Here is a 24599-nt window from a genome sequence, read left to right on the forward strand (position 1 = left end):
TAAAACTACTTTTGTTTACGACGACGCATAAATGTAAACGGCGCAGCAAGTAACGTTAACCAAACTAGTGAGCCCGATGAACCATTGCTTTCAGGCTCTGGCTGAGGGTCTGCAATGGTATCGTTAACAACGATTGATACCATAGTTTCTTCAGCGCTAATGCCTGATGCTTCACGTACAGTGTATGTAAAGCTATCTTCACCAGAGAACTGTGCATTTGGCGTATAATCAATCGTGCCATCTTCATTCACGGTTGTAGAGCCATTTACAGGTGCAGAAACCACCTCAACAGTTGATGCCACTAAGCTGCCTTTAATTCTTACACCTTTATGAGCAGAAAATTCTGCATTTTCTGTTTCTGAAGAAGCTAGCGCATCAAATACAAAACGCGACTCTGCCATATCATTAGCTAATACATCAATAGTCACTGTTTGCTCTTCATCAACGTCTACTGCATCTGCAGCTGTGTAATGGCTGCGATCTTTTGCAAAGGCTTGATACTGTATATCAACAACACCGCCTTTAATTTGATCGACCAAGTAGCCACTACCAATACCACTGCCTGTTGGAACTGTATCTAACATAGCACCTACGTTGCCATCGGCAGACTCAACACCCGCTGAGTAAGGTGCAGGTAAAGCAGGCACATCAATGTAGTTCATACGAACTTCATCTGTGCCTTCTTTTAAGATCACTTGGAACGTGTACTTATCACCTAAAGAACTACCCCAAAGCTCAACGTCATGCCATTCTACAACTACATAGCCGCTATCAAATTTAGCGACATAAAGGTCACCACCACCGCTCGTACCGCCAGCTAAATCAAAGTCAGCCCAAAGCGGCGCAATGACACCGTTAGGTGTACGTGCATTAGGCATTGCTTGAGGGCTCCAAGAGTTAGTCGTATTTACATCTGCACCAACAGCAATAAAGCCGTTATCTGAGATGGTAAATGCTGAATACTCTTTCCCATCAAAAATAAAGTCAGCTTCAACCGTAATGGTTATTTCATCACACCCGTCAGGACAAGCTTGTGGCTCAAAGCCTTCATCAGCTAATGAGAAGGTACCTAAGAAATCACTGCTGTTAATAGCAAACTCTTTTGGCCCTAATGTACCCGTCCAGGTTAGCTCTTTATTGTCTTCACTTAATGTTACTTCACCTGCACCATTAGTAACTTCAACAACAGGGGCCGCACCTTTAAGAAGCTCCGCATTTTCATCAAGTTTTACATTTACTGATAGCTCGTCAGTGAACAGAGTATTGTTAAATTGCACCCCTATTTTTGCAGGAGTAGAAGAATTTAAAGAATCGGCATCTACCGTTGCATTAAATACACTGCTATTTGTTGCTTCGTTATCGTAAATAGCAAATGGTAAATGGGCGACTTGGCCTGTCTCAGTATGAGTCCACACTACGTGACCAAAGTTCCAGCCTTTTACATCATTAAACGTTGAATCAATATCTAGGTTAAATTCAGCAATATCAGTGCTTGTTTCTGCACCTTCTGAATCTGTAGAGGTAGAGACATGTGCGCCAAGCATAACAGTACTAGGAGATACAGTAATTTCAGCGCCTTTCATATCAGTCACTACTTTTGCAGTCCACTCACCGGCAGTATCAGTCATGTTTTGCACGGTATTTGAAAAACTACAAACGCTTAAACAGCTAGGATCGGCGTAAGAGCCATGATCAAACGTAAGTGCTGCATCTAGCGCATTAGGCATATCTAATCGACCGGCACCTACATCAAATGCATCTGCTTTAGTAACTAAGTCTTCTTTATGTAGGCCATCCATTTTAGATGAACTCATAAGCGCTGTTTTAATTTGTACTGCATTCCACTCTGGGTGAGCTTGTTTCATTAATGCTGCTGCTCCAGCAACATGTGGGCTAGCCATGCTTGTACCAGTAATCGCATTAAAGGTTATACCGTTACCTTCATCTGGAGAGTACGCAGAAAGAATGTCCGTACCCGGCGCTGCAATATCAGGTTTTAAAAAGCTAGGCTCTCCATTAGGGCCACGTGAGCTTGAAGAGTTCACAGCATCAGTAAATTTCTCTTGAATCGTTCTTTTAACGCTAGGATCTAATGAAGCAATAATCGGCTCTTCAGCATCAGTTAAAAGTTCAACTAGGCTTAAGCCATCTTCTTGACTAATAGCTGAGGCAGGAATTGTAGCATCATCCATAGACATACCCATCGCACCGCCTGCAACGTTGTTATGGATTATTACAGCCGTTGCACCTGCTTTTTCAGCATTTGCAGCTTTAGCTGAAAATGCACAGCTACCACGAGAAATTAGCGCTACAGAATCTGCAAATGAGACATCTTCAGCAAACTCTTCACACCCTTCAAAATTATCAGGAGCGATCACTTGCGCAGAAATGATAGGTAATGAAATAGGATCAGTTAATAAACCATTGCTCCCTTCAGTGCTTGAATAAGTTTCTCCAGCTACTTCAATTTGTTGTGAAAAGAATCGACCCGTTTGCGTATTCGCAACAGTTAAACCAGATTCAATACAGCTAGGACAGCCAATAGTCTGTGCGCCATTACCATCATTACCTGCGGCAGTTACAACTACCACACCCGCCTCTTCCGCAGCTGTGAATAAATCGCTATAGGCGCTAGTAGAAGGGTTACCACCTGCACCGCCACCCCACGAGTTGTTAATGACATCTGCGCCATCTTTAATTGCCGCTTCTAATGCCGCCATTAGTGCAACGGTTGTACCACTGCCACTGCCATCAGCTGTATGCCAAAGCGCTTTATAAGCCATTAACTGCGCTGCTGGAGCAACACCTGAAATTGACACATTGTTATCGTGATAGGTAATTTCAATAGGATTACCAACTGCAGTACCTGCGACGTGAGTACCATGGCCGTTGTAGCCTAATGGAGAGCCAATATATTCATCAGGGTGGACATCACTTGGTGTTGGACCAAATGCACGCGCTACAATTAATTTGTTATTACAAAAATTAGCTTCACCACCCTCTACACGACAGTAATCTGGGTTTTCAGCAATATAAGCTGCTTCGTCTTCACTAAACTCAGCCGCAGCAAAACCAATATCAGAGAACATAGGGTTTTCTGGGCGAATACCTGAGTCAATAATAGCAACTTTAACGCCTTTACCGGCTTCAGATTGGCCGCCTAGAGCCTGCCATGCTTCTACACCTTTTATCACATCAATAGATGCATCCATTAACGTGTGATATTCAGTATCTAAAAATACTTTTTTTACGCCTGAAAGCTTAGCAAGCGCTTCACGTTGACCTTGTTCGCCCTCAATAACAATACCGTTAAACAACGTGCTAAATGAATGTGATATAGAACCACCACTTACTGATGCTGCAACTTGTGCTACGCTTTTTTGTTTTGCTTTTAAATAGCTGCTGTACTTTAAAGCCGGTGCTGAAGATAGCTTTAATTTTCTATCACCTGTTACTGCTGCAGAAGTTGCTTCAAGCCCTGCAATATCACCTTTGTAAGTCGCTAACGGCTCATCTTCAAGTTGAATAATATAACGCGCTTTACTCGATATTGTTTTATCTTGAGAGTAAGTTTTAATACTTGAATTTTCAGGTACATATCCTTTAGATAAATCAGGTCCAGCAACTACACCATATGACATCATAGCTAAACCAATAGCAGTCGATATAGCTGTTTTTCTCATTATTATATTTGACATTGTTTCCCCTGGGATGAATTTTATATTATTGTGCATATACCAATCGTAATTGGTTTGTAACTAGAATATAAAACTTTACACCCACCCTGAGCAACACCTTGATTACAAACAAATTACAATGCGTCTACACAAAGACCAAAAACAACCCTAAGCAATTGATTTGAATTAACAATAATTCAACTTAAATTTGTAAACAAGTGTAAACAAATCGACCTTTTTGAGACAAATATGAATAATGAAGTGATTAATATCTTAACTATGGCTAAAGTAATTCAAACCGCAGTGGCTCCTGTGTTCCTCATAACCGGGATTGCTGCCACGCTGGGTGTTTTATCTAATCGCTTAGCACGAATTACCGATAGGGCACGCCAATTAGAACGCAGGTTAAAAGTAAGTACAGATGAAGATTTTAATAAATCACTAGCGACAGAACTTCGCGCCCTTTTAAAGCGCTCTCGATGTATACATATCGCTTTTAGCTTGAGTGTTTTAAGTGCTTTGCTTGTATGTGCCGTTGTTATGCTGTTGTTTTTATCACATATTCAATCTATAAATTTAGGCGTTACAATTGCCTGCTGCTTTGTTGCAGCAATGGCATTGCTTATATGTGCCTTTATGTCTTTACTTGGCGAGGTGTTTTTAGCAACTCGAAGCATGCGTCGCGGGATGATATTTGCTGACATAGACATAAACGATTAAATTTTAATTAAACCCATCGCATTTGCTTGAATAAATACGATGTTAGATACAATATACTTAATTAATAATTAAAATTTTCAACAGTGGCAAACATGAAATTAAAAAAAGTATTAGCAACAATAGCACTGGCAACGTGTGCATTTAGCGTATCGGCAAATTCTGCATTTAAAGAGCCAAGTGACGCGATTGAATACCGCCAAGCAGCGTTTTCAATGATCTCAGTACAAATTGGTGACATGGGCGCAATGCTAAAAGGCAAAGTACCTTTTGACGCAGAGCAATTTAAAAAGCGTGCTAACAACGCAGCTGCACTCTCAAAAATGCCATGGGAAGCTTTTTACCAAGGGACAGATAAAGGCGACACAGCTGCACTTGCTGCTGTTTGGTCTGAAAACGATATTTTTATGAAAAAAGCAACTGCATTCCAACAATACGCAGATGAGTTAGCAGTAGCGGCTCAATCAGGCGATAAGGCCGTAATTGGTAAAGCTTTTGGTGCATGGGCTAAAGGCTGTAAAGATTGCCATAAGCAATTTAAAGATTAATTATTGTTGTTTTAATACTTAATGTAGTAACAACAAATGATAAAAAGCACTGAACGGTTAATCGTTCAGTGCTTTTTTGTACCCGGCATTTAAGCCCGTATGTTATTTATTGAGCTAAACCTTCTGCGGGCGACGTTTAAATACAGTCCTAATCCCACCCAAAATGCGTGGAAACACCTTACCAATATCACTTAATATAATGTACAAACATGGCACCAATATAAGTGTTATTAATGTTGCAAACATCACTGCAAAACCAAGCGCTACCGCCATAGGTATTACAAACTTAGCCTGCAGGCTTGTTTCAAACATAATGGGCAATACACCTGCAAATGTAGTAATTGAAGTAAGTAATATAGGTCTGAATCGAGCACAACCGGCATCTATTACAGCATTTTTAATACTAACACCTGTTTTACGGGCTTGATTCACATAATCGGTCATAACGAGTGAGTCGTTTATAACCACCCCTGCTGCTGCAATAATACCAAAGCCTGACATTAAAGTTATATCCAAACCAAACCAGTAATGCCCCCATATTGCTCCCGTTAAGCTAAATGGAATCACCGACATAACAATAAGTGGTTGCGCATAACTCTTAAGGGGTACGGCTAATAAAATATACACCAAAATCATACCGCCGAAGAAAAACATCTTCTGCTGATTAGCCTGATCTTGTTGCTCTTCAATGGCGCCACCTAGTTCTGACTTAACACTTGGATATTCTTCTTTAAGTTGTGGTAGTAGCTTTTCTTTAATTTGATCTACAACTTCGTTTGGCTCAATCACTTCTTCATCTATGTTTCCATAAACATACACAGTACGATAGCCCCCTTCCCGGCGGATATAACTAATGCCTGGTGTTTCAGTAAGTTCAACTACATCACCAAGCAGTACTTCACGGCCCTGCGGGGTAGTAACAACCGCATGCTTAAGTGACGAAAATGCCTCTCGAGTCAGTTTAGGGTAACGCACCATTACACGCACCTCTTCGCCTCGGCGAATAACACGTTGAGCCTCACCACCGTAAAAGCTTGCCCCAACTTGATTTGCAATAGAAGCTAAGTCTAAACCTAAGTCGTAAGCGACCGGTTTTAGGCTCATTTGCACTTCTTTACTTGCAGGATCTATTGTTGAGCTAATATCAAACAGGCCTTCTTGCTGTTGCAGCAACTCTATAAAACGACGTCCTGCATTATTTAATGTATCAATATCAGAGCCATATAATAAATAACCAAATTCGCCATCACTGCCTCCTCCATTTACATCATCATAAATGGTTAATGATTTAACACCGGCAATATCGGGCATCGCCTCGCGCCAACGTCGTGATAATTCAAACGCGTTATAAGGCCTTATACTTTCATCAACAAGGGGAACAAGCACTTGTGCTTCAGTTCGCCCTTGGTTATAGACTAAAATATCTCTTATGAGTTTTTGACCATATTTGCGTTCAGTATCTTCATCAATCGCAATCACCATCGCTTCTATTTCACGAATAGCATTTATTGTTTGTATGTCTGATACATTGTCATTCATTTCTAGATTTATTTGCGGGTAGTCATGCGGGATCTTTGGCATAAACCCGGTACGAACTTGATTTGATGAGATTAAAGCAAAGGTTACGATCAACAGGGCGATAAATGAAAATAACACTGACCAACGCCATTCAACACAACGTATAACAAAGCGTTTATATGGGCCATTTACAAAACCAAAAAATCGCGTATTAAACCGATCGCGCCAGCCACCCTCTTTTATTGGTGAAAAGTGAGTGTGGGCAATATGGGCAGGCAATATCAACTTTGATTCAATCAAACTAAATACCAAACACAGCATTACCACCACAGCTATACCATAAAAGAAGGCACTTTCTGGGCCTGTAGATAACGTAAACGGAGCAAATACTGCAATGGTAGTTAGTACACCAAAAGTTGCGGGGGTTGCTACGCGTTTTGCGCCATTAACCACATTAACAACACCACCGCCTTTTTTCTCTATTTCGGTGTAGGCACTTTCGCCTATGACAATGGCATCGTCCACCACAATCCCTAGCACCATAATAAAAGCAAAAAGTGATAAAATATTAATGGTTACACCAAACAGTGGCATCATCATCATTGCGCCCAAAAAGCACACTGGTAAACCAATCATTACCCATAATGCCAACTTAAAGCGTAAAAAGATTGATAGCATAATTGCAACCAAAACAGCACCCTGAATAAGGTTTGTAACCATCATGTCTAAGCGAGCATTTAAGTAGTACGTCATATCCATTAATGGCTCTAAACGAACCCCCAGTGGTAGCTCTTTATTTTTTAATTCTATAAATGCTTTTACTGAATCAGCAACTGGGATAATACTTTGCTCTTCGGTCGCTTTCACCGATATATAAACCGCATTTTCACCATTAAATTTAAAGTAACGCTCACCCTCAGTGAACTGATCTTTAATCACGGCAATATCTTGCAGCAACACTTTAGCGCCATTAGCCCCTATTTTTACCGGTATTTGTCTAAATTCTTCACCTGAGTAAAACTGATTTTCGACTCGTACAGAAATAACACCCGCATCGGTTTTTAACTGCCCCGCCGAAAAGTTAGCTGAGTAACGACGCACTGCATTCATTACATCACTAAGGGTTAGGTTATATTGACGCAGCGTATCGGGTTCTATTTCAATTGCTATTTCATCAAGAGGAACATCGTTTACCACTAACGACACGTTAGATAGCTGTAGTAACTCATCCTCTATTTGGTTTGCTATAGGCTTAAGCTCAGTAAGCGGCAAGTCAGCAACGAGCGTCATACCTATAACATCTTGCCTAAACTCAACTTGACTTATGGTGACCGGTTCCATACCGGCTGGGAACGTTGCTATACCATCAACCCGTAACTTAACTTTATCGAGTATATCGGTCAGCTCTACATCAGTATTAATTTCAAGACTTGCTCTACCGCCATTTCTAAATGCCCTGTACACACCTTTTTTAATTTCGGTCACATCTTTTAGCGACTCTTCAATTTTTATAAGTATGCTTTCTTCTATTTCCTGAGGAGAGGCACCGGGGTAATTAGCCTCAATATTAATGTAGTTAATTTCTACATTAGGGAACATTTGGCGTTGGATATTTAGAAAGCTAATAATTCCCATCACCACAATAAAAATCATCATTAGGTTGGCAGCAACGGAGTTATTAGCGAAATAAGCAATAATACCGGTTTGCTTTTCAGCGTTAGGCGCTGTATTTGGTAGTTCAGTGTTACTCATAACTCAGCCTACCTTTATAATTTTTCAGTGGAAGCATTTTCAAGTGCCTCTGTATTTTTAGTATTTTGAAGGCCCGCAATTTTTACAGCCATGCCTTTTTGCGGATACTCTGGCAACGTAATCACCAACTTATCATCTGCTTGCAAACCATCACTGATGTAAAAGTACTCACCCTCTTCACGAATAACTGTGACTTTGCGCGGCTCAAGTTGCTGCTCTTCATTAACGATCCATACGGTTTTGTTATTAACTAATTCTTGCGGTAAGCGGTAAATATTATTAAGCATTGCACCTGCAAAATTTACCTGTACGTAGCTACCAAACTTAATGGCTGGTTGTATGTTTTTAAGACCGTATGGGTCTTCTATACGCACTACTAAACTGCTCATACGCGTAGCGTTATCAACAATCCCTAGGTCGCGGTCAATTACACCTTCACGGGTGAAGCTGTTTAGGCCTTTTTGAATAATCGTTGCGGTAATACCTTTAATACGCTCTGGCAAAAAAACGCTATCGAACCCTGCTATAGGAATAATCACTTCAGCGGTCTCAATATTATTGAGCTCAGCAACTTGCGAGCCCATAGTGACAAATTGTCCAACACCTATATTTCGGCTAATCACCAACGCATCATAAGGGGCTGTTACATCACAATTATCCAAATCACGTTGCGCGCGCTTTAATGCTGCTTGCGCCGACTTAACAGATGCTTGAGCACTGAGCACTTGAGGTTTACGTAAAAATAAATCTGTGCGCGCTTTACTTGGAAAGCGCTTGGCTTCGTCTTCGGCTACTTGAGCTTGAGCTTGCTCTTCAATTAAACCGGCTTGCGCGCGAGCAAGCTCTGCCTCTGCAACAAGTACTGCTGCTTCATAGTTGTCTTTTTCGATAGTGAATAAGGTTTCACCGCGAGCAACTATGCCACCGGCTACAAAATTAGGATGCCAACTTAACACCTCGCCCGACACCTGCGCCGAAAGCTGTGTATTTTCAAGTGGTCTTACTTCGCCGTAGCTATTAATGATAACTTGGTGATCATTTGCTGCCACAGGCTCAACTTGCACCGTTGGACGAGCATCAATAACTTCTTTTTTTTCTGATTCTTTTGCAATAGCGTTAATTGCCATAAAACCAACGATACCTAAAGCAAGCGCGACGAATGGAAAAACCCATCTAAGTGAATTTGTTTGCATATCTTATTTATCCCTAAAATTCTATTAACACCATAATACCAGAGCCATACGAAACATTAAGATGATATTTGTAAGCAACTGTTGCAAATACATCCAAATTACAACTTTATATAAGTATAAAAGATGAATGAAATGGTGATTAATCTCATTCGTTATATTTTGTTACAAACTTTTATCTATTAATATCAATCAATTAGCTTTGAACGCTTAAATTTCATCGCGAAGATGTGCGAAATTAAATTAATTTACGTACAGTCCAATTAAATTAACTAATATTAGAAGTCTCAAAATGAAATTAACGACCATCACCCTTGCGCTTGGCTTAGCGTTTGGCAGCCATGCATTTGCAGCCGATAAAAAAGACGAAAAAGAGCCAAAAACACTTAGCGAAATGATCAAAGGACAAACCGAATTTGCCGGTATATTTAGCCTTTACCAAGACGAAAAAACAGGTAAGCATTTAATGGTAATTAACGAGTCGCAACTCAACACACCATTTGTGTATTTTGCGCATACCGTTGATGGCGTTACAGACGCAGGCCATTATCGTGGTTCGTACCGCGAAACTAAGTTAATTGAATTTAGAAAATACTTTGATCGTATCGATATTATTAGCAAAACACCTCGCTACAAATTTGACGAAAACAGTGCTATTTCAAAAGCGAGTGATGCCAATATTAGTGAAGCGGTACTTGCGAGCATTAAAATAGAAAAAGAAGAAGACGGTAAAATAGCATTTAATGTAAATAAGTTATTTTTAAGCGAAGCACTTCATAAAGTATCACCTACGCCAAATCCAGCTGATAAAAACGCTAAAAAGCGCTTTAAAGTAGGTAAACTAGACGCTAAAAAATCACGCATTATTAAACAGCGTCCATACCCTAATAACTTAGACGTGGTTGTTGATTACGTATTTACTAACCCAAGCCCAACGGTACGAGGCTCAAATGCAGTAAGCGACCCGCGTAGCGTATCGGTAAAAGTACAGCACTCATTTGTTGCTCTACCTAAAAACGATTACCAGCCGCGCATGGACGACGCCCGTATTGGTTATTTTACAAATCAATTTGATCAAATGACATCTACCGATTGGGCACCTTATGAAGATGTTATAAAGCGCTGGGACTTACAAAAGAAAGACCCAAGTGCAGCGCTTTCAGAGCCAGTAAAACCAATTACTTGGTGGATAGAAAACACCACACCTATCCAATGGCGCGATACTATTCGTGACGCTGTTTTAACATGGAATACCTCTTTTGAAAAAGCCGGTTTTAAAAATGCCTTAGAGGTAAAAGTACAACCAGATGATGCAGATTGGGATGCGGGCGATATTAATTACAACGTACTGCGCTGGACCTCGTCACCTAAACCTCCATTTGGTGGATACGGACCAGCACTTGCTAACCCATTAACAGGCGAAATACTGGGCTCAGACATTATGCTTGAGTTTGTATTTATGAAAAATCGCTGGATTTACGACACACTTTTCACCCAAGGAACAATGAGCCACGGTGAAACAACAAATACCGGCGAACTCAATTGCTCTCTTGGGCATGAGATTCAACAAAATCTAATGCTTGCTAAAGGCCTTGCTAGCGGCGAAAAAATTGAAGATAAAGAAATGCTTCGCCAAGGTTTAACGCAACTGGTACTTCACGAAGTAGGCCATACTTTAGGTCTTAACCACAATATGAAATCATCTATTTTGTGGGATGAAAAAGAAGTACACGACAAAAACAAAACCCAAGGCATAGTAACCGGTTCTGTAATGGATTATGCACCCGCTAACATTGCCCCAATTGGTATGCAGCAAGGTGATATTTTTCAAACAAAACCAGGTCCTTATGACGATTGGGCAATTAACTACGGCTACAGCGTAGCGCTTGCAGATGAAGCTGCTGAGCAAGCTCGACTTGAAAAAATACTTGCTCGTTCAAGTGAACATGCCCTTGCCTTTGGTAACGATGCCGACGACATGCGCGCACCAGGTCGCCATATCGATCCACGTGTAATGATTGGTGATTTGTCGTCAAACCCTGCAGCCTATGGCGCAGATCGTATGGCACTTATCAATAAACTATTTACTGAACTAAAAGATAAAGCAACGGTTAAAGGTGAGTCTTACCAACAGCTTGTTACCTCTGCTAATAGCTTATTTGGTCAATACCGAGCTCAAGCAGGTGTTGTTTCTCGCCAGATTGGTGGTGTGTACGTTGAGCGCGCTGTAGTGGGTGATGCAAACGCAGATAAACCATTTACACCGGTATCGCTTGAGCGTCAAACACAAGCGATGGATATACTCGCAAAGTTTGTATTTGCACCAGACGTACTACAAAACATGCAACCTCTGTATAGCTACTTGCAACTGCAACGTCGTGGCTTTAATCACTTTGGTAAAAATGAAGACCCTAAAGCACACAAAATGATTTTAGGCATGCAAAAGTCTGTACTTGCGCAGCTATTACATCCAGCCGTATTACTGCGTATTTCTGACACCGCTCTATACGGTAATGAATATAGCCTAACTCAGTTTATGCAAGATTTAACTGCCAGCATTTTTGTGAAAAGCAAAGACGCCAACTCTATTAGCCACAACTTACAAATTGAGTATGTTAACCAGCTAATCGCGATTGCAGGCCTTGGTAAAGCAAGTAAATTTGATAACCTAGCTAAAACCGCTGCGTTATATCAGCTAACTCAAATAGCCGATACCAGTGTTGCATGGGGATCAGATACTGCGACTAAAGCGCATAAAAAATATATTGATCGCTTAATTGCAAAAGCGCTAGAAGCGTAAAGCAGCTCTAACAATTGAGTAAAACCAAGGCCACGTTAAACGTGGCCTTTTTTATAACAAGAACAATAAAGATTAAATATAAATAGTGCCTTTTAAATACCTTACAGCATGCCCGGTTAAGGTGACGGTTGTATCACCCACTTCGCAAGTTAGCTGCCCGCCTCTGCTTGAAGCCTGATAAGCGCTTAACGTAGTTTTACCTAATTGCAGCAGGTGCCAAGCCAGTATGAATAGAACCTGTCACATAATCTTCGTCGCCACCGCTTGCAGGCCAAAAATAACGAGATATAAAATCATATTCAGCACTCGGAGCAGTGGCCACTACATCAAGTGGATAAAGCGTTTTTAAAAGCTCTGAGCTAGTTTTTAATTCAAGTATTTGATCGGCATTTTCATAAATAGCAAAGTAAGCTTGGCGGTTTTTAAGCACTTTACTCGGTTGTATAGACAAGCCATCAAGCAATTGCTGCGGTACATTTTGCACTTCAACCGGTGCTTGTTTCGGAAAGGTCATTGCAAAGCTGCCATCAGCGTTTTTATTAACGATTAGCTCGCCCACCGCATCAGCAATAAAGCGAATTTGCGATATATTATGCTCTTCACATAAAACATAGGCAGCCGCAAGTGTGGCATGACCGCAAAAGTCGATTTCCATTAACGGCGAAAACCAGCGAATAACAAAACTGCCATCGTCTTGCTGGCAGGTAAAAGCCGTTTCAGATACGTTATTTTCTGCGCCAATTTTTAGCATTAAATCGTCACTTAGCCACGATTTCAATGGGATCACTGCCGCATAGTTACCTTTAAATAACTCATTCGTAAACGCATCAATTTGATGAATAGTTAATTGCATTGTTTAAACTTTGTAATGATTAATAGCTTAAAACTGCCACACCTAAACTCAATTAGCACTTTTATTTTAGCTTTAAGCCATTACAGGTCGCACTCTATAATATTGCATACAGCCAAATTGCACAGCATTTGTAAGCAACAACATAATAAACATAAGTAAGTGCGCAGTACTTGTGGCTGCATTTGAAAGCTCAACAACTAAGCCGCAAATACCAGCAATAAACTGCAAGCTAAAGTAGCGCGCGCTTAAATTACTTACATTACCCGTACGCAATGTTTTATAAGTTTGCGGCATAACACGTACCGAACTCATCACAAGGCCAACATACGTTAAAGCGCTTAATACCGTTGCAGTATCGAGGTTTGAATTCAAAAGCAGTGAAAAGGGCAGTAACGAAAAACCTAACATAGTAACCAGCTGTACGCGCTCTCGTTTAGCTGCATTGAAACGTGCAAAAAAATACAAAATAAGCCCGCTTAACGCACCGGTTACAATAAATGGTAATGCAATATAATAGCGCTCAAAGTAAATATTGTAGGTTATAAAATAAAGGCTTTGCGCTAACCCAAACGTCATCATCAATAGTGATAAACCTGAGACACTACGATTTTTTCGAATTTTGTTTAGTAGTGGTAAAAAACTAAAAACCAAAATAAAAGAAGACAATATAGGCAAATAATGCGCCAAAGCAACCTCACTCGTTACATAAATGTTAACTAGAAATGGAAATAAAAACATTTATTAAACATATGTTTTAAAAGGCTTTTACTATGAGCGCGGCATTGTAGAGCCGCGTAAATTTAACTCAACTAAATAGCAAAAACTTATTTTAGGTACTGGCAAGCTGAGTATACAAAAACCGTAGAATTAAGTTCACAGTTTGTTTGTTTTATTGAAATTCATTACTGAAACTTACAAATAAAAATGATAGTTGTTATCATGCGCAGGTCATTAGCTACTGCATATAAAACCATCCATGAGAAAAATACTTTTTAAGATCCACAGCTGGATTGCCCTTATTGCAATCATTCCACTCATTGTCATTAGTATTACAGGCAGTGTATTAGTTTTTAAAAGTGAAATAGATGGCTTACTTATGCCTGATAGTCACTTTGTTGTAAAAGCGTTGCCAGAGCGTATAGCAATCGATAAATTAATCGCTAAAGCAGAACATGCTTACCCTGAGTATCTAGTGGGTAGCTGGGAGATTTTTAACAATGATACTGCTGATCGGGTTTACTTAGTTAAACGCGGTACAGAGCAATGGTATAAGTTTCATTTAAACCAGTACACAGGTGATATTTTATCGGAGCCAGTAGACACTAGCCATTACTTTACTGATTGGTTTTTAGAACTACATTACACATTTTTACTAAATGACTTAAAAAGTTTACCTGGGCAAACAGGTACTGTTTTAGGCTTCTTTTTTGCTTTGTTTTTATTAATCTTAGGCATTACAGGCCTCATTATTTATCGCAAGTTTTGGCAACGTCTGTTTAGTGTACGCTGGCGTGCGACACTACAAATAGTCCTTAGCGATATTCATAAAATGACCGGTGTTATTGGTTCCCCTATCATTATTATTTTAGCGATTACAGGTGGCTACTTTAACTGGGCTGTTTGGTATCACGAAGTAATAGAGCACGCAGAAGAAGAACATTTTGTGCTAACCAAAAAGCTACATAGTGCAGATATCTCGTTTCAAGATATTTTAGATAATAGCAAACAACAAATAACTACTTTTAATAGCACTTTTTTGGTTATGCCATTAGAACCGGATGAAAATATTACCGTATTTGGAGAAGTTAAAACGGCCAACCCGTTTGCCAGTGAATACGCCAATACTGTTACCTACAATAAATTGACTGGTGACCACATGGTCAACTGGGATATTCGCGAAGTTGGTATTGGCTGGCAAGTAATTGATAGCTTCAGAAAACTTCACTTTGGTTATTTCGCAGGTCTTATTAGTAAAATACTGTGGTGTGTAATTGGCTTAAGTCTGGTATGGCTAGCCGGAACCGGCTTTTACTTATGGTTTACCCGCCGAAAACGTAAAAAACAGTCACAGGTAAATCGCTATAAAAAACGACATGCCACAAACGCTTAATAAAGAAACACCTTGTTGTTGGTTTAACAATAAGGTGTTTTATCTAAGAAAAGACGAAATAACAATTGGGACGAGCAGGTAATAGTTAATTATTTTTAATTAATCTTCACACATCCAAAAAAAAGTTACCGCCAACCTTTTAGTATTTAAATCGTCTCCAAAATACTTTGAAGCGCTTACCTTTAAATACAATTAAACGATTAAAGCGGTTATCAATGTCGATGTCTTTATACCATGCACTATAAGGTAAACTAGTTACATTCAAAGCATCAACCAGATTAGCGAACGGAGGATCTACAATATTCCCACCAGCCGCTTCATTTGCATATTTTAAACGATAAAAAGAGGTACCTGCAGAGGGTTTAGGGTTCGGGCTTAAATATAAAACGGCTGCATATCTGCATAAAAAACGATTATCTACATGAGGTCGAGATGCCCCTTCATCTGCACCCACTAATATTGCAGTATTCGTATCCACTACAACTTTATCTGACTTAGCAACCCATAATTTATCTTTTTTTATAACAGACTTAACATATTCTTCTACTTTATTAAGCTGTAAATCACTTAACGCATCGGGCGTACGCATTCCTGGCCAAAGCTCTTTTGTATAAGGTTTGCCGAATTTCCAAACTTCACTGTTTAAACATGAAGAGCGAATACTCATCGCCTCTTCGCTATCAAAAAAGTCATCAACAACCCAATAGTTGTTACCAATTGATGGCTTTTCATACCTTAAGCCTGGTGCGTCGGACGGGACGCTTGGAAGTACCACATCCAGTGGGACTTTCAAGTGTTTAAATGACATTGTTAAAATACTTATTTTATTAAACTAAATCAGAATATAACACTTACTTAATAACCATTCAAAGCGAATAATAGAAGCTCAGCCAAGCACGCTTTTCATCTTCAAAACTGTCGCCTTCTACTCGCGACAGTCCCATATTAAATGTTAAATCATTTACGCCCGCAGGCCCCATCCCAAAACTAAAATCACCTTGGTATTTTAAGCCGTAGCTTTGTGCGTATACGGTGTCGTCGAGTTGATGTTGCTTATAATAAAGCCACGGCATGCCTTCTTTAAAGCTAAAGCCGCCACCGTAGCCTTGATAGCGCTTTGCAGTTGCGCTGTAAAAGGGCAGAACAGATGAAAGTACATGTTCACTACTTTGTTGCTGATTAATAAGATTTGAGCTAAAACCACCTAATGCAAGGCTATTGTCATCACGCTGTTTTTGATCAAAGTTTGCATAAAGAGGAATACCAAACGCCCTACCAAAAATTTTGGCGGCTAAATCGTAACCTTGCCAATTACTACTTTTACTACTGCCATCGTACCAACTCGCATAAACACTTTGGCCTATCGCAAAATCTTGACGATCATATTGCCAATTTTGAGCAACGCCTAAACGCGTCCAACTTTTATGGCTTAGCTTATAATCAGTGTAATTGTAGGCAATCTCTGGCGTTAAACTTAGCTGCCCAAATTTAACTGGGTAACTTACTGCAGCAAAACCACCACGGGCATCTATGTCGGTATTTAAACTTGCTTGGTACTGGCGCGATGTATTTAAATCATAGTCAAACAGTGCAAGTTTCAGTTTTACATCAAGCGCATTATATTTTGCCTGCACATAACCACCGTGCAGTGCCCCATCGTGTAAATCAGTGCTATAACCCGCTTGTAAGTCGAGCTGCTTTAATAAGTCGCTACTTTTAATGCTTAAATCTAACAAACTGGTAGAAGCCGAATAATACTGAGAGCCAAGCGCAAAGGTAGCGTGCTGGTCGAGCACGTTGTAATTTGTTTGCTCTGTAGTTTCGTGCGTATATATTTTAGCTTTTGGAAGTTTATGTTCGTTTACTATTAGCAGCGGTGCTTTTTTGTTAGCTGCAAACTCAGTAACTACAGTGCTTTTTATAGCTTTTGGCAGTGTTTTTACATTTGGCCCATCTGCGGTTATCGAAAAATAGAGTAACGAGCCATCAGCCCTTTCAATTGGGTGGGCAACTGCCTCTTGCCCTTGGGTTAACTTGGTGAGTGTTTTACTCTCTATGTTGTAGTTATAAATATCAGTAGCGCTATTTAAACCTGCAACAAAGTAAAGTGACTCGCCATTAAGACTAAAGCTCGGCTGACTTAAATATTGATACCCGTTTGGCATAGGTACTAATTGCTGCTGATTGCCGCCTACACCTTGTATATACAATTGCCAATTTTCATTTAATGATGTTGATAAATAAGCTAATTTAGTCTCATCAGGACTGAGAATTGGGTAATCGTAAGTTGTCTCAAGGCTTTTTGTAAATAATGGCGTGATGGTTTGCGTATTGAGGTCAACCTTCACTAATTCAGAGTAGCCATCTCTTATTTGTTCGCCATATAAGGTTTCACCGTTACTGGTTACGTTAAAGCGGCGTATACCAGCAAGCTCGGTAAGCTGTTCAATATTACCAGTTTCAGTGTTATAGCTAAATATGTCAGACACTTTGTTATAAATACCCGACTCTTCATTGCTGTACGCATTAAAATATAACGTTGTGTTATTTACCCATTGCGGGTTTGCAATACCGGCTCGGTTAATTTGATTAAGCACTTTTTTTTGTTCGCGCTTAAATACACTTGGTGCTGTATCGGGAATGTCTTGTGCATCGTTTTCGAGTAGCTCTTTTTGCGCTTTAGTAAACTCTTCTTGCGCTTTAATGTTGTCATCCGTGCTATAAATTATAAGCTTGGTATTACTCTCTTTATCTCGCTCAACAATCGCAATTTTACTACCATCTTTTGAGAGTACTGGGTTACTTGCATATAAGTTAAGCTCAAGCCAATGTTCACTATTAAGTAACGGTTCCCCTTGCTCTATTTGCATTGATTTATAGGTATATTCAGCTATAAATCGGCGGTATAGCTTGGCTGCACTTTGCCCAAACACACCGCTAAATGCCTCATCAAAATCACGCGTTTTTACGCCTTGCATTCGCGTCCAAACACTATCGAGTGTTTGCTCTGAATAATTTTGCTCTAGCCAATATAAAAAGCGGCTCCCCATTAAATACGCCATTGAGCCGCCCATAAAGCCCTGCTCGCCATTTAATTGCCCATATGTAGGCAAAGCACCTTGCTGAGCAAATTCTCGCAGTATTGACTCAGAGTAGTTATCAAACAGGCGCCCACGTCCCGTCATTTTAGATTCAATTAGAGTGGCATAGCCTTCAGCAACCCATCGTGGTGTATTGCTATAGGTTAAATCGTATAAATCCCATATACCGCGCATTTTTTGCTGCCAGTCATTACGTGTAGGCTGCGCTAAGTGTACTAAGTGAATATATTCATGCAGTACAAGTAACTGCTGCCAACCTGTACTATTTGATATAACCGTATCCGATTGCGGTGGGGTTGTAAAAAGTGCCATCACAGGGTTATTTGAGGTAGGTAACGCAAAGCCATTAGCTGCATTTAGGGGATCAAACACTACTACATCAACTGTTTTATCAAGCGCTCGGTTTTGCTGCTCAAGCACTTTGGTGCGAACTATTTCAAGCTCTGCTGCAGTTGATTTAGCAAAATCAGCATGCTCAACACTGTAGTGAATGTTGAAATGTTCGGTATGAATAGTTTGCCAATCGGCTGCAAAGCTCGGTGCTGCTAGTAATAAAGCTGATGCGATAACTGTTTTTTTCATGAGCGTCCCTAAAAGAATTCCTTAATACCATCTAGGGTATTATTAAATGTCTTTCATGGGCAGTAAGAAAGTGTAATAAAGCATGTGCAAATGTGTATTTACACATGTTTTATTAGGGGAGTTTACATCCAGCTGCGCGTATCTGACTCAATCTGCTTAATTGTAAAATCAATAATAAAGTCAGCATCTTGCTGCTTTATGTAGGGCATAAATGCAAAGCCTGAAGCAAGTTGTATATACAGGCTTTTTAAACCTGATTTTCTCATTAAGTACGTACTTATACTGCGTGCACTTTGCGCTTTATAAAGCTCAAAAACTCGGTAATGAACGCCAATCATACCTTTGCGTACAACCATGTAAAATCGGCCATTATCCTCATGCATGTAATAACCATAACGCTGATACGACAAAGTTACCAAGCCAGAAAACCCCACCAAAACACCAAGGCTTATCAAAGTATTAATATCAGCAATAAAACAAAAGCCAAACACTAATACACTGGGTAGCAATGAATAAAAGCCTAAATTTTTATACAAAAGCGCACGCTCTGCGCGCTTAAAAGCGAGTTTTTTACTATTAAACCACGGGTAAATCCATTGGCATACACTATCAACTTGTTCGCTATTTAATACAGGTAATACTAACGTTTGTTTATTTTTTTTAGCCGCCACACCGGCTGCTATTCCGCCGCTACTTGCTTGTAAACACTCAACGGTAAATCGCTTTAGTAATCGCCCCATTAAGTTTTGCTTTATAACAATAGATTGCACCTTGTCCATACTCATAGAAAGCTGATGGCGCTCTAACAAGCCAGCAATACGTTTAAACTTTTGACCTTTAAAATAAAGCTCAAAGTTATAAAAACGAATAAGCGACATAGTCACCGATAGCATCACAGCGACCAAAACTAGCAAAACAATTAAGGTGATCATCGCAAAAACAGCAGCACTTGCCAGCATACCAAGCTCTTGTTGGTAAAAACCTTCTACTTTCGCAATAATTTGCTTCTCTAAAAAATCAACAATTAGGTTTATAAAAGGGGCAAAAGCAGCGATTGCTAAAATAGCCATATTCGACATTAAACCAAATTTGGCTATTTCTTTATTGCTAATGCTTAGGCTGTTTTCGATAGTGTCTGTTTCGTTTTGTTCAGTATTTGGTGCTTCTTGCTGTTGCTGCGCTTTAAAATCAAATATTTGTTTACGCATTTGCTGTGCATAATCTTTAGTGACACCAGGTAAAACAACTTCTTGCGACACACTGCCAGCGGCATCAAAAATACAATTAACTAAGTTTACGGGGGTAAAATAAAACGGCTCGGCAATATTAACGTTTTGCACGCGGCCAAATTTAAGCGTAAGTCGCTCTTTTTTAAATACACCTTTGTTAAGCAATATTTCGTTGTCGCTACTAGGGGCTGTTGATCTTTGTTTGAATTTTGTGCGTAAGCGGTAATCTCGTATAATTTACTTCGCCAAAAACAAACCTTACGAGATTACCATGCCCCGATTAATGCTCACTGATAAGTTGTGGTCGAAGCTAAAATCAATTTTGCTTGAAGATAGAGTTTATAACAAGCTTGAACACAGACAAACGATGGAAGGAATTTTATATCGCTTACGTGTTGGTTGCCCATGGCGTGACCTCCCTGAGTGTTTTGGTTTATGGAATACTATTTACCGCCGATTTCTACTTTGGTCTAAAAAAGGAATATTAATAAGGTTGTTCAAATCATTATCCGCCAATAGTGACACTGAGTGGGAATTCATTGATGGCAGTTATGTTAAAGCACATCAACACAGTACAGGTGCTGCGTCTCAACAAGAACAAGCGATAGCATTAAGTCGTGGCGGTAATACAAGTAAAATTCATTTAGCTGTTGATAGTTATGGCTTACCAATTGAATTTATTATTACAGGCGGCGATGTTCATGATAGTAAAGTGGCAAATGAACTGATTGAATTATTGCCCCAAGGCGATTTTGTTATCGCAGACAAAGGCTATGATAGTGAAGTCATTAGAAATAAGGTTCGAGAGAGAAACTCAAGCCCAGTGATCCCTAGAAAGAAAAACTCAAAAACAGGTAATGGTGATATTGATTGGTGCTTATATAAATATAGGCATTTAGTTGAAAATGCCTTTGCAAGGCTAAAGCACTTCCGTGCTATAGCGACAAGGTACGATAAATTGAAATTACAGTTTGAGAGTATGTTAGCGCTGGCATGTGCAATGATTTGGCTACCAATGTGAAAGATCAACAGCCCCTAATACTAAACTTAAAATTTAAATAATATAAAAATGAGTAAACAAGTAGCAAAATTAGTGCAATACCGCCTGCAACCTGCGCCCAAAACAACTTATTTTCTACTTGAGTAACAAACACCACAAGCATGGGCAGTAAGTTTAAAAGGCCATCTTTTACAAAGCGCACACTAAAGTGCACAACAAAGTATAAAAGTGCCCAGGGCGATACTTTTTGCCAGTAAATAGGGCTGGCTTTATCTTCGATAGTTGTATTACTCATCGACTAAAGCTGCCTGAGTAGTTGCGTCGTCTTGGCGGTAGTTTTGTACAAATTGGCGCATATTTTTACAATCATCATGGGTTAGCCCACTAATTTGTAAATCGGCACTTACACCGCCAGCGCTAAATAATTTAATGCTTGCAAGGCTAAGTTTTCGCTCTATTGGCCCTTGGTGTATTTCCATATGCTGTACACGCGCTAAAGGTAATACCGTCACTTGTTGCCAAATAACGCCTTTTTTAAAAGCAATGTCATGATCTCGCACTGCAAAACCTCGCAACCTCACACTTATCATGTTGTACGCCATAGATACGGCCACCAAAATTGGCATACCAATTAGCAAATACGTTTGTGCATTATTAGCAAAGGCTTTATTAAAATAACAAACAGCAATAAGCGCTCCAATTAGCGGTACATAAAACAGAAGCGAGCTAAGCTGTGTATGTAATAAGGCTTTATCAGCCAATGGCTTAAAGCTAATATCACTATGCTTTGGTAAATCCATTATTTGTTGATTGCTAAACACTATTTATCCCTATTACTGCTTTAATTACTTACCAACTAATGGTGGTTATTAAGGTGTGGCTTTGTTTTGGCTCAAGCGTTACTTTATCTGTCAGTACATTAGCGGCCTCTAGGCAGAGCATTGTTTTATATTCATCATCAGCAAAGTTAGATAAGCGTTTTGACTTTTCTATCCATGGATTCCACAGCACACACGAACTTGAGTTTTCGCGGCTCACATTAATAACACCTTCTGGCGTATTAATGCTTTGCACTGTACTTGCTTGTGTATAAACCATATCGGTTTCGCGATTAAAGCTTACAACATCATTTTGTACAAATGGCCCTTCACTAAACTCAATATATTGCGCGCCTTGCAAACCATCAACATGGGTATTTGTAATATCTGAGGTTGGAAAATAGGTATGCAGCGCTTGAGTAAAGCTAAATGGCACACTTCCTAAGTTAGTGGTCGTCAAGCGAACCTGTAATTTATCGCTTAACACAAACTCAACTTTTAATGCTGACTGATGCGGCCAATACGTTGTATTAACTAGCTTCATAGGTAACTTTAAACTAACCGTAATTTGCTCATCAGATTCGTGTACTTCATCGGCTTGCCACACACTTGTGCGTGCAAAACCGTGGGCAGGCCATCCATCATTAGCATGTGTACCAAACCATGGCCAACAAATTGGAATACCACCTCGAATACTTACACCTTCTTGATAGGTTTCGCTCTGTGACACCCAAATAAGCGGCTTGTTATTTTTAGGAATAAACTCGGTAATTTGCCCACCTTGCAAAAATATTTTTGCATCGCACTTTGCACTAGCTATTTTAATAAACTCAAGACCGGTTTCGCTTTGCTCAATGCTAACTGATGGCGATAATTTCATACCTTCCCCTATAATACTGATACTAAAGATTTTTAATATTTGTGCAAAAACAATAATGCATACTTAAAGTATACGCTATTGATATTAAATATTGATTGCTGAATTTGTTCATTGCCGATTAATACATCTACAGTAAACTCACAAACAATTACTTTGTACTAACAGCTGTAAATGAATAATACTAAAGTCTATGTAATAAGACTTGCCAATTATTCACAACCTACGTACTGTGCGCAACTTAATGTATACAAGATGCTAAGAATATTTAATAAATTTTGAACAATATAATTTTACATTAGTTTCTGCTCTAAGCATTAAAAACCAATAAAAGCGGGTTGAAATACAATATATAATTTGAATTCAATTTATTTGATGTGTAACATTTCGCGATTACGGCAAGCTATTGCTTTTTCGACGAGATAAAAAAATGCAGAAATATGACGAGTTATTAGTTTCTTTACGTAAAGTGATCCGTGCGATTGATTTGCACTCTAAGCAACTAAATAAAACAGCGGGTTTAACAGGGCCACAACTGCTTATTATGCAGGAAGTTTCCCAAACAAACGGCATAACTGCCAGTCGTATTGCTCAAAATGTCAATTTAAGCCCAGCAACCGTCACAAATATTCTCGATAGAATCGAAAGTAGAGATTTAGTAACACGCGTACGCAGTCAAATGGATAAACGACGAGTGAGCTTATACCTCACAGAAAAAGGAAAAGAGTTACTTGAAAAAGCACCTCAGCCATTGCAAGAACACTTTATTGAAAAGTTCTCTGCACTTGCTGAATGGGAACAGAGTCTTTTACTCTCGTCAATGCAGCGCGTAGCCGCAATGATGGATGCTGACAAATTAGATGCATCTCCCCTACTAGAAGTTGGTGCGCTGACTCAAGCTCCTAAAGAATAAATAATAAAAACACATAAGTTTTGTACTTACTCTAAACGTAAGGCGTTTTTTGACGCCTTGAATTTTTTATTTTTTAATCAACATCTGAGCAGCTACTATGACTAAACTCTCTAAATTAACGTTAGCATTAATTTTAAGTGGTGTTACTGGCACTTCTTACGCCACGGATCTCGACACCCTTCAAAACCAATTAAAACAACTAAAACAGCAAATGCAGCTGCTCGAAAATCAATTAATCGAAGAGAAATCCAAACAACAGAAAATCAATAAAAAGCATGAAGAGCAAGTTGCTAAAATTAGTAAAAAGGCTCAGCAAACAGCAACTGTTGTAGAGCCAGTAAAAAAAGACGACGGTATTAAATTCGGTGGTGCAATTCGCGCTAACTATAGCGTGGCCTCATACGATGAAGATAATAAAGATCGTGACGGTGATTTCGATTTTGATATTTTTCGTTTAAATGTATCAGGAAAAATTAACGATATCTCAGTAAATGGTGAAATTCGCTTTTTTGATTATATGACCGTAATTAAATATGCCTATCTAGGTTATGAGTTTACAAATGATTGGGAAGCGCAAGCAGGCATTACACAAGTGCCATTTGGTAACGGTCCTTATAATTCTCATAACTACTTTTTTAGCAGCAACTATTATATTGGCCTAGAAGATGATTTTGATTTAGGTGTTGTCGTTAAACGCAAATTGAAAGATAACTGGAAATTAGAGTTAGGCTTTTTCAAAAATGACGAGCTTGGCGGTGTTGACGGATCAGCATCAGATAAAAGCCATCGTTATTCTTATGATATTGTTGGTAGCCGCAGTGCAAGCGAAGGAACATATGCAGAACCAGCTAATGAGCTTGGTGAGTACAATACCTTTGCTGGGCGTGCAACCTAAGGGATCCCCAAAAATAATC

Annotated in this window: 14 protein-coding genes and 4 pseudogenes; 7 read left to right on the forward strand and 11 right to left on the reverse strand. The window is 39.5% G+C overall.

Going from position 1 to position 24599, the window contains the following annotated elements:
* Positions 1 to 5 precede the first annotated feature (5 nt).
* Positions 6 to 3698, reverse strand: a complete 3693-nt coding sequence (locus AC0VZ4_RS19655) for a S8 family serine peptidase (RefSeq protein WP_475440492.1) — start codon at positions 3696 to 3698, stop codon at positions 6 to 8.
* A 228-nt stretch (positions 3699 to 3926) separates the two neighbouring features.
* Between AC0VZ4_RS19655 and AC0VZ4_RS19660 the strand changes: the two genes are divergently transcribed.
* Together AC0VZ4_RS19660 and AC0VZ4_RS19665 are read left to right on the forward strand one after the other, a co-directional pair.
* Positions 3927 to 4397, forward strand: a complete 471-nt coding sequence (locus tag AC0VZ4_RS19660; RefSeq protein WP_007377300.1) for a DUF2721 domain-containing protein — start codon at positions 3927 to 3929, stop codon at positions 4395 to 4397.
* 92 nt (positions 4398 to 4489) lie between these two features.
* Positions 4490 to 4942, forward strand: coding sequence for a c-type cytochrome (locus AC0VZ4_RS19665; RefSeq protein ID WP_475440493.1), 453 nt, complete (start codon positions 4490 to 4492; stop codon positions 4940 to 4942).
* A gap of 114 nt (positions 4943 to 5056) precedes the next feature.
* Here the strand turns inward: AC0VZ4_RS19665 and AC0VZ4_RS19670 are convergent, their stop codons facing one another.
* A complete protein-coding gene (locus AC0VZ4_RS19670; RefSeq protein WP_475440494.1) occupies positions 5057 to 8212 on the reverse strand; it encodes an efflux RND transporter permease subunit in 3156 nt (1051 codons plus the stop codon).
* 14 nt (positions 8213 to 8226) lie between these two features.
* Entirely contained in the window at positions 8227 to 9405 is a 1179-nt protein-coding gene (locus AC0VZ4_RS19675; RefSeq protein WP_475440495.1) for an efflux RND transporter periplasmic adaptor subunit, read from the reverse strand.
* A 289-nt stretch (positions 9406 to 9694) separates the two neighbouring features.
* Here AC0VZ4_RS19675 and AC0VZ4_RS19680 point away from each other — a divergent pair, with 289 nt between their 5' ends.
* Positions 9695 to 12202 carry a zinc-dependent metalloprotease gene (locus AC0VZ4_RS19680; protein ID WP_475440496.1) on the forward strand — a complete coding sequence of 836 codons (2508 nt, stop codon included), beginning with the start codon at positions 9695 to 9697 and terminating at the stop codon, positions 12200 to 12202.
* A gap of 72 nt (positions 12203 to 12274) precedes the next feature.
* On the opposite strand, the pseudogene AC0VZ4_RS19685 reads toward AC0VZ4_RS19680, so the two are convergent.
* A pseudogene (locus AC0VZ4_RS19685) lies at positions 12275 to 13055 on the reverse strand (PhzF family phenazine biosynthesis protein).
* A gap of 72 nt (positions 13056 to 13127) precedes the next feature.
* Positions 13128 to 13742: a PQ-loop repeat-containing protein gene (locus tag AC0VZ4_RS19690; RefSeq protein ID WP_033015705.1), complete on the reverse strand. Its 615-nt coding sequence runs from the start codon at positions 13740 to 13742 to the stop codon at positions 13128 to 13130.
* Between the two features lie 289 nt (positions 13743 to 14031).
* Between AC0VZ4_RS19690 and AC0VZ4_RS19695 the strand changes: the two genes are divergently transcribed.
* Entirely contained in the window at positions 14032 to 15165 is a 1134-nt protein-coding gene (locus AC0VZ4_RS19695; protein WP_475440497.1) for a PepSY-associated TM helix domain-containing protein, read from the forward strand.
* Between the two features lie 139 nt (positions 15166 to 15304).
* Here AC0VZ4_RS19695 and AC0VZ4_RS19700 read toward each other — a convergent pair whose 3' ends face one another.
* The 3 genes and pseudogenes from AC0VZ4_RS19700 to AC0VZ4_RS19710 all read right to left on the reverse strand — a co-directional run.
* On the reverse strand, positions 15305 to 15973 hold the full coding sequence (locus AC0VZ4_RS19700; RefSeq protein ID WP_475440498.1) for a DUF6445 family protein: 669 nt from the start codon (positions 15971 to 15973) through the stop codon (positions 15305 to 15307).
* Between the two features lie 58 nt (positions 15974 to 16031).
* A complete protein-coding gene (locus AC0VZ4_RS19705; RefSeq protein WP_475440499.1) occupies positions 16032 to 18848 on the reverse strand; it encodes a TolB family protein in 2817 nt (938 codons plus the stop codon).
* 122 nt (positions 18849 to 18970) lie between these two features.
* Positions 18971 to 20260, reverse strand: a pseudogene (locus AC0VZ4_RS19710) (PH domain-containing protein); the annotation flags it as partial.
* An 88-nt stretch (positions 20261 to 20348) separates the two neighbouring features.
* On the opposite strand from AC0VZ4_RS19710, the gene AC0VZ4_RS19715 reads away from it, so the two are divergent.
* The gene (locus AC0VZ4_RS19715) at positions 20349 to 21098 is read left to right on the forward strand and encodes an IS5 family transposase (protein WP_475439649.1); all 750 of its coding nucleotides are present in this window, start codon (positions 20349 to 20351) and stop codon (positions 21096 to 21098) included.
* A 16-nt stretch (positions 21099 to 21114) separates the two neighbouring features.
* On the opposite strand, the pseudogene AC0VZ4_RS19720 reads toward AC0VZ4_RS19715, so the two are convergent.
* The 3 genes and pseudogenes from AC0VZ4_RS19720 to AC0VZ4_RS19730 form a co-directional block, all read right to left on the reverse strand.
* Positions 21115 to 21372 (reverse strand): annotated as a pseudogene (locus AC0VZ4_RS19720) (PH domain-containing protein); the annotation flags it as partial.
* Positions 21365 to 21898, reverse strand: a complete 534-nt coding sequence (locus AC0VZ4_RS19725) for a PH domain-containing protein (protein WP_475440500.1) — start codon at positions 21896 to 21898, stop codon at positions 21365 to 21367. The gene AC0VZ4_RS19725 and the pseudogene AC0VZ4_RS19720, both read right to left, overlap by 8 nt.
* A gap of 28 nt (positions 21899 to 21926) precedes the next feature.
* Positions 21927 to 22775, reverse strand: a complete 849-nt coding sequence (locus tag AC0VZ4_RS19730) for a D-hexose-6-phosphate mutarotase (RefSeq protein ID WP_007377394.1) — start codon at positions 22773 to 22775, stop codon at positions 21927 to 21929.
* 427 nt (positions 22776 to 23202) lie between these two features.
* Between AC0VZ4_RS19730 and AC0VZ4_RS19735 the strand changes: the two genes are divergently transcribed.
* Both AC0VZ4_RS19735 and AC0VZ4_RS19740 read left to right on the forward strand, forming a co-directional pair.
* Positions 23203 to 23685: a MarR family winged helix-turn-helix transcriptional regulator gene (locus tag AC0VZ4_RS19735; RefSeq protein WP_007377393.1), complete on the forward strand. Its 483-nt coding sequence runs from the start codon at positions 23203 to 23205 to the stop codon at positions 23683 to 23685.
* 97 nt (positions 23686 to 23782) lie between these two features.
* A pseudogene (locus AC0VZ4_RS19740) lies at positions 23783 to 24577 on the forward strand (porin); the annotation flags it as partial.
* Positions 24578 to 24599 lie beyond the last annotated feature (22 nt).

It is taken from the genome of Pseudoalteromonas sp. QJM3NY_22 (genome assembly GCF_056173065.1).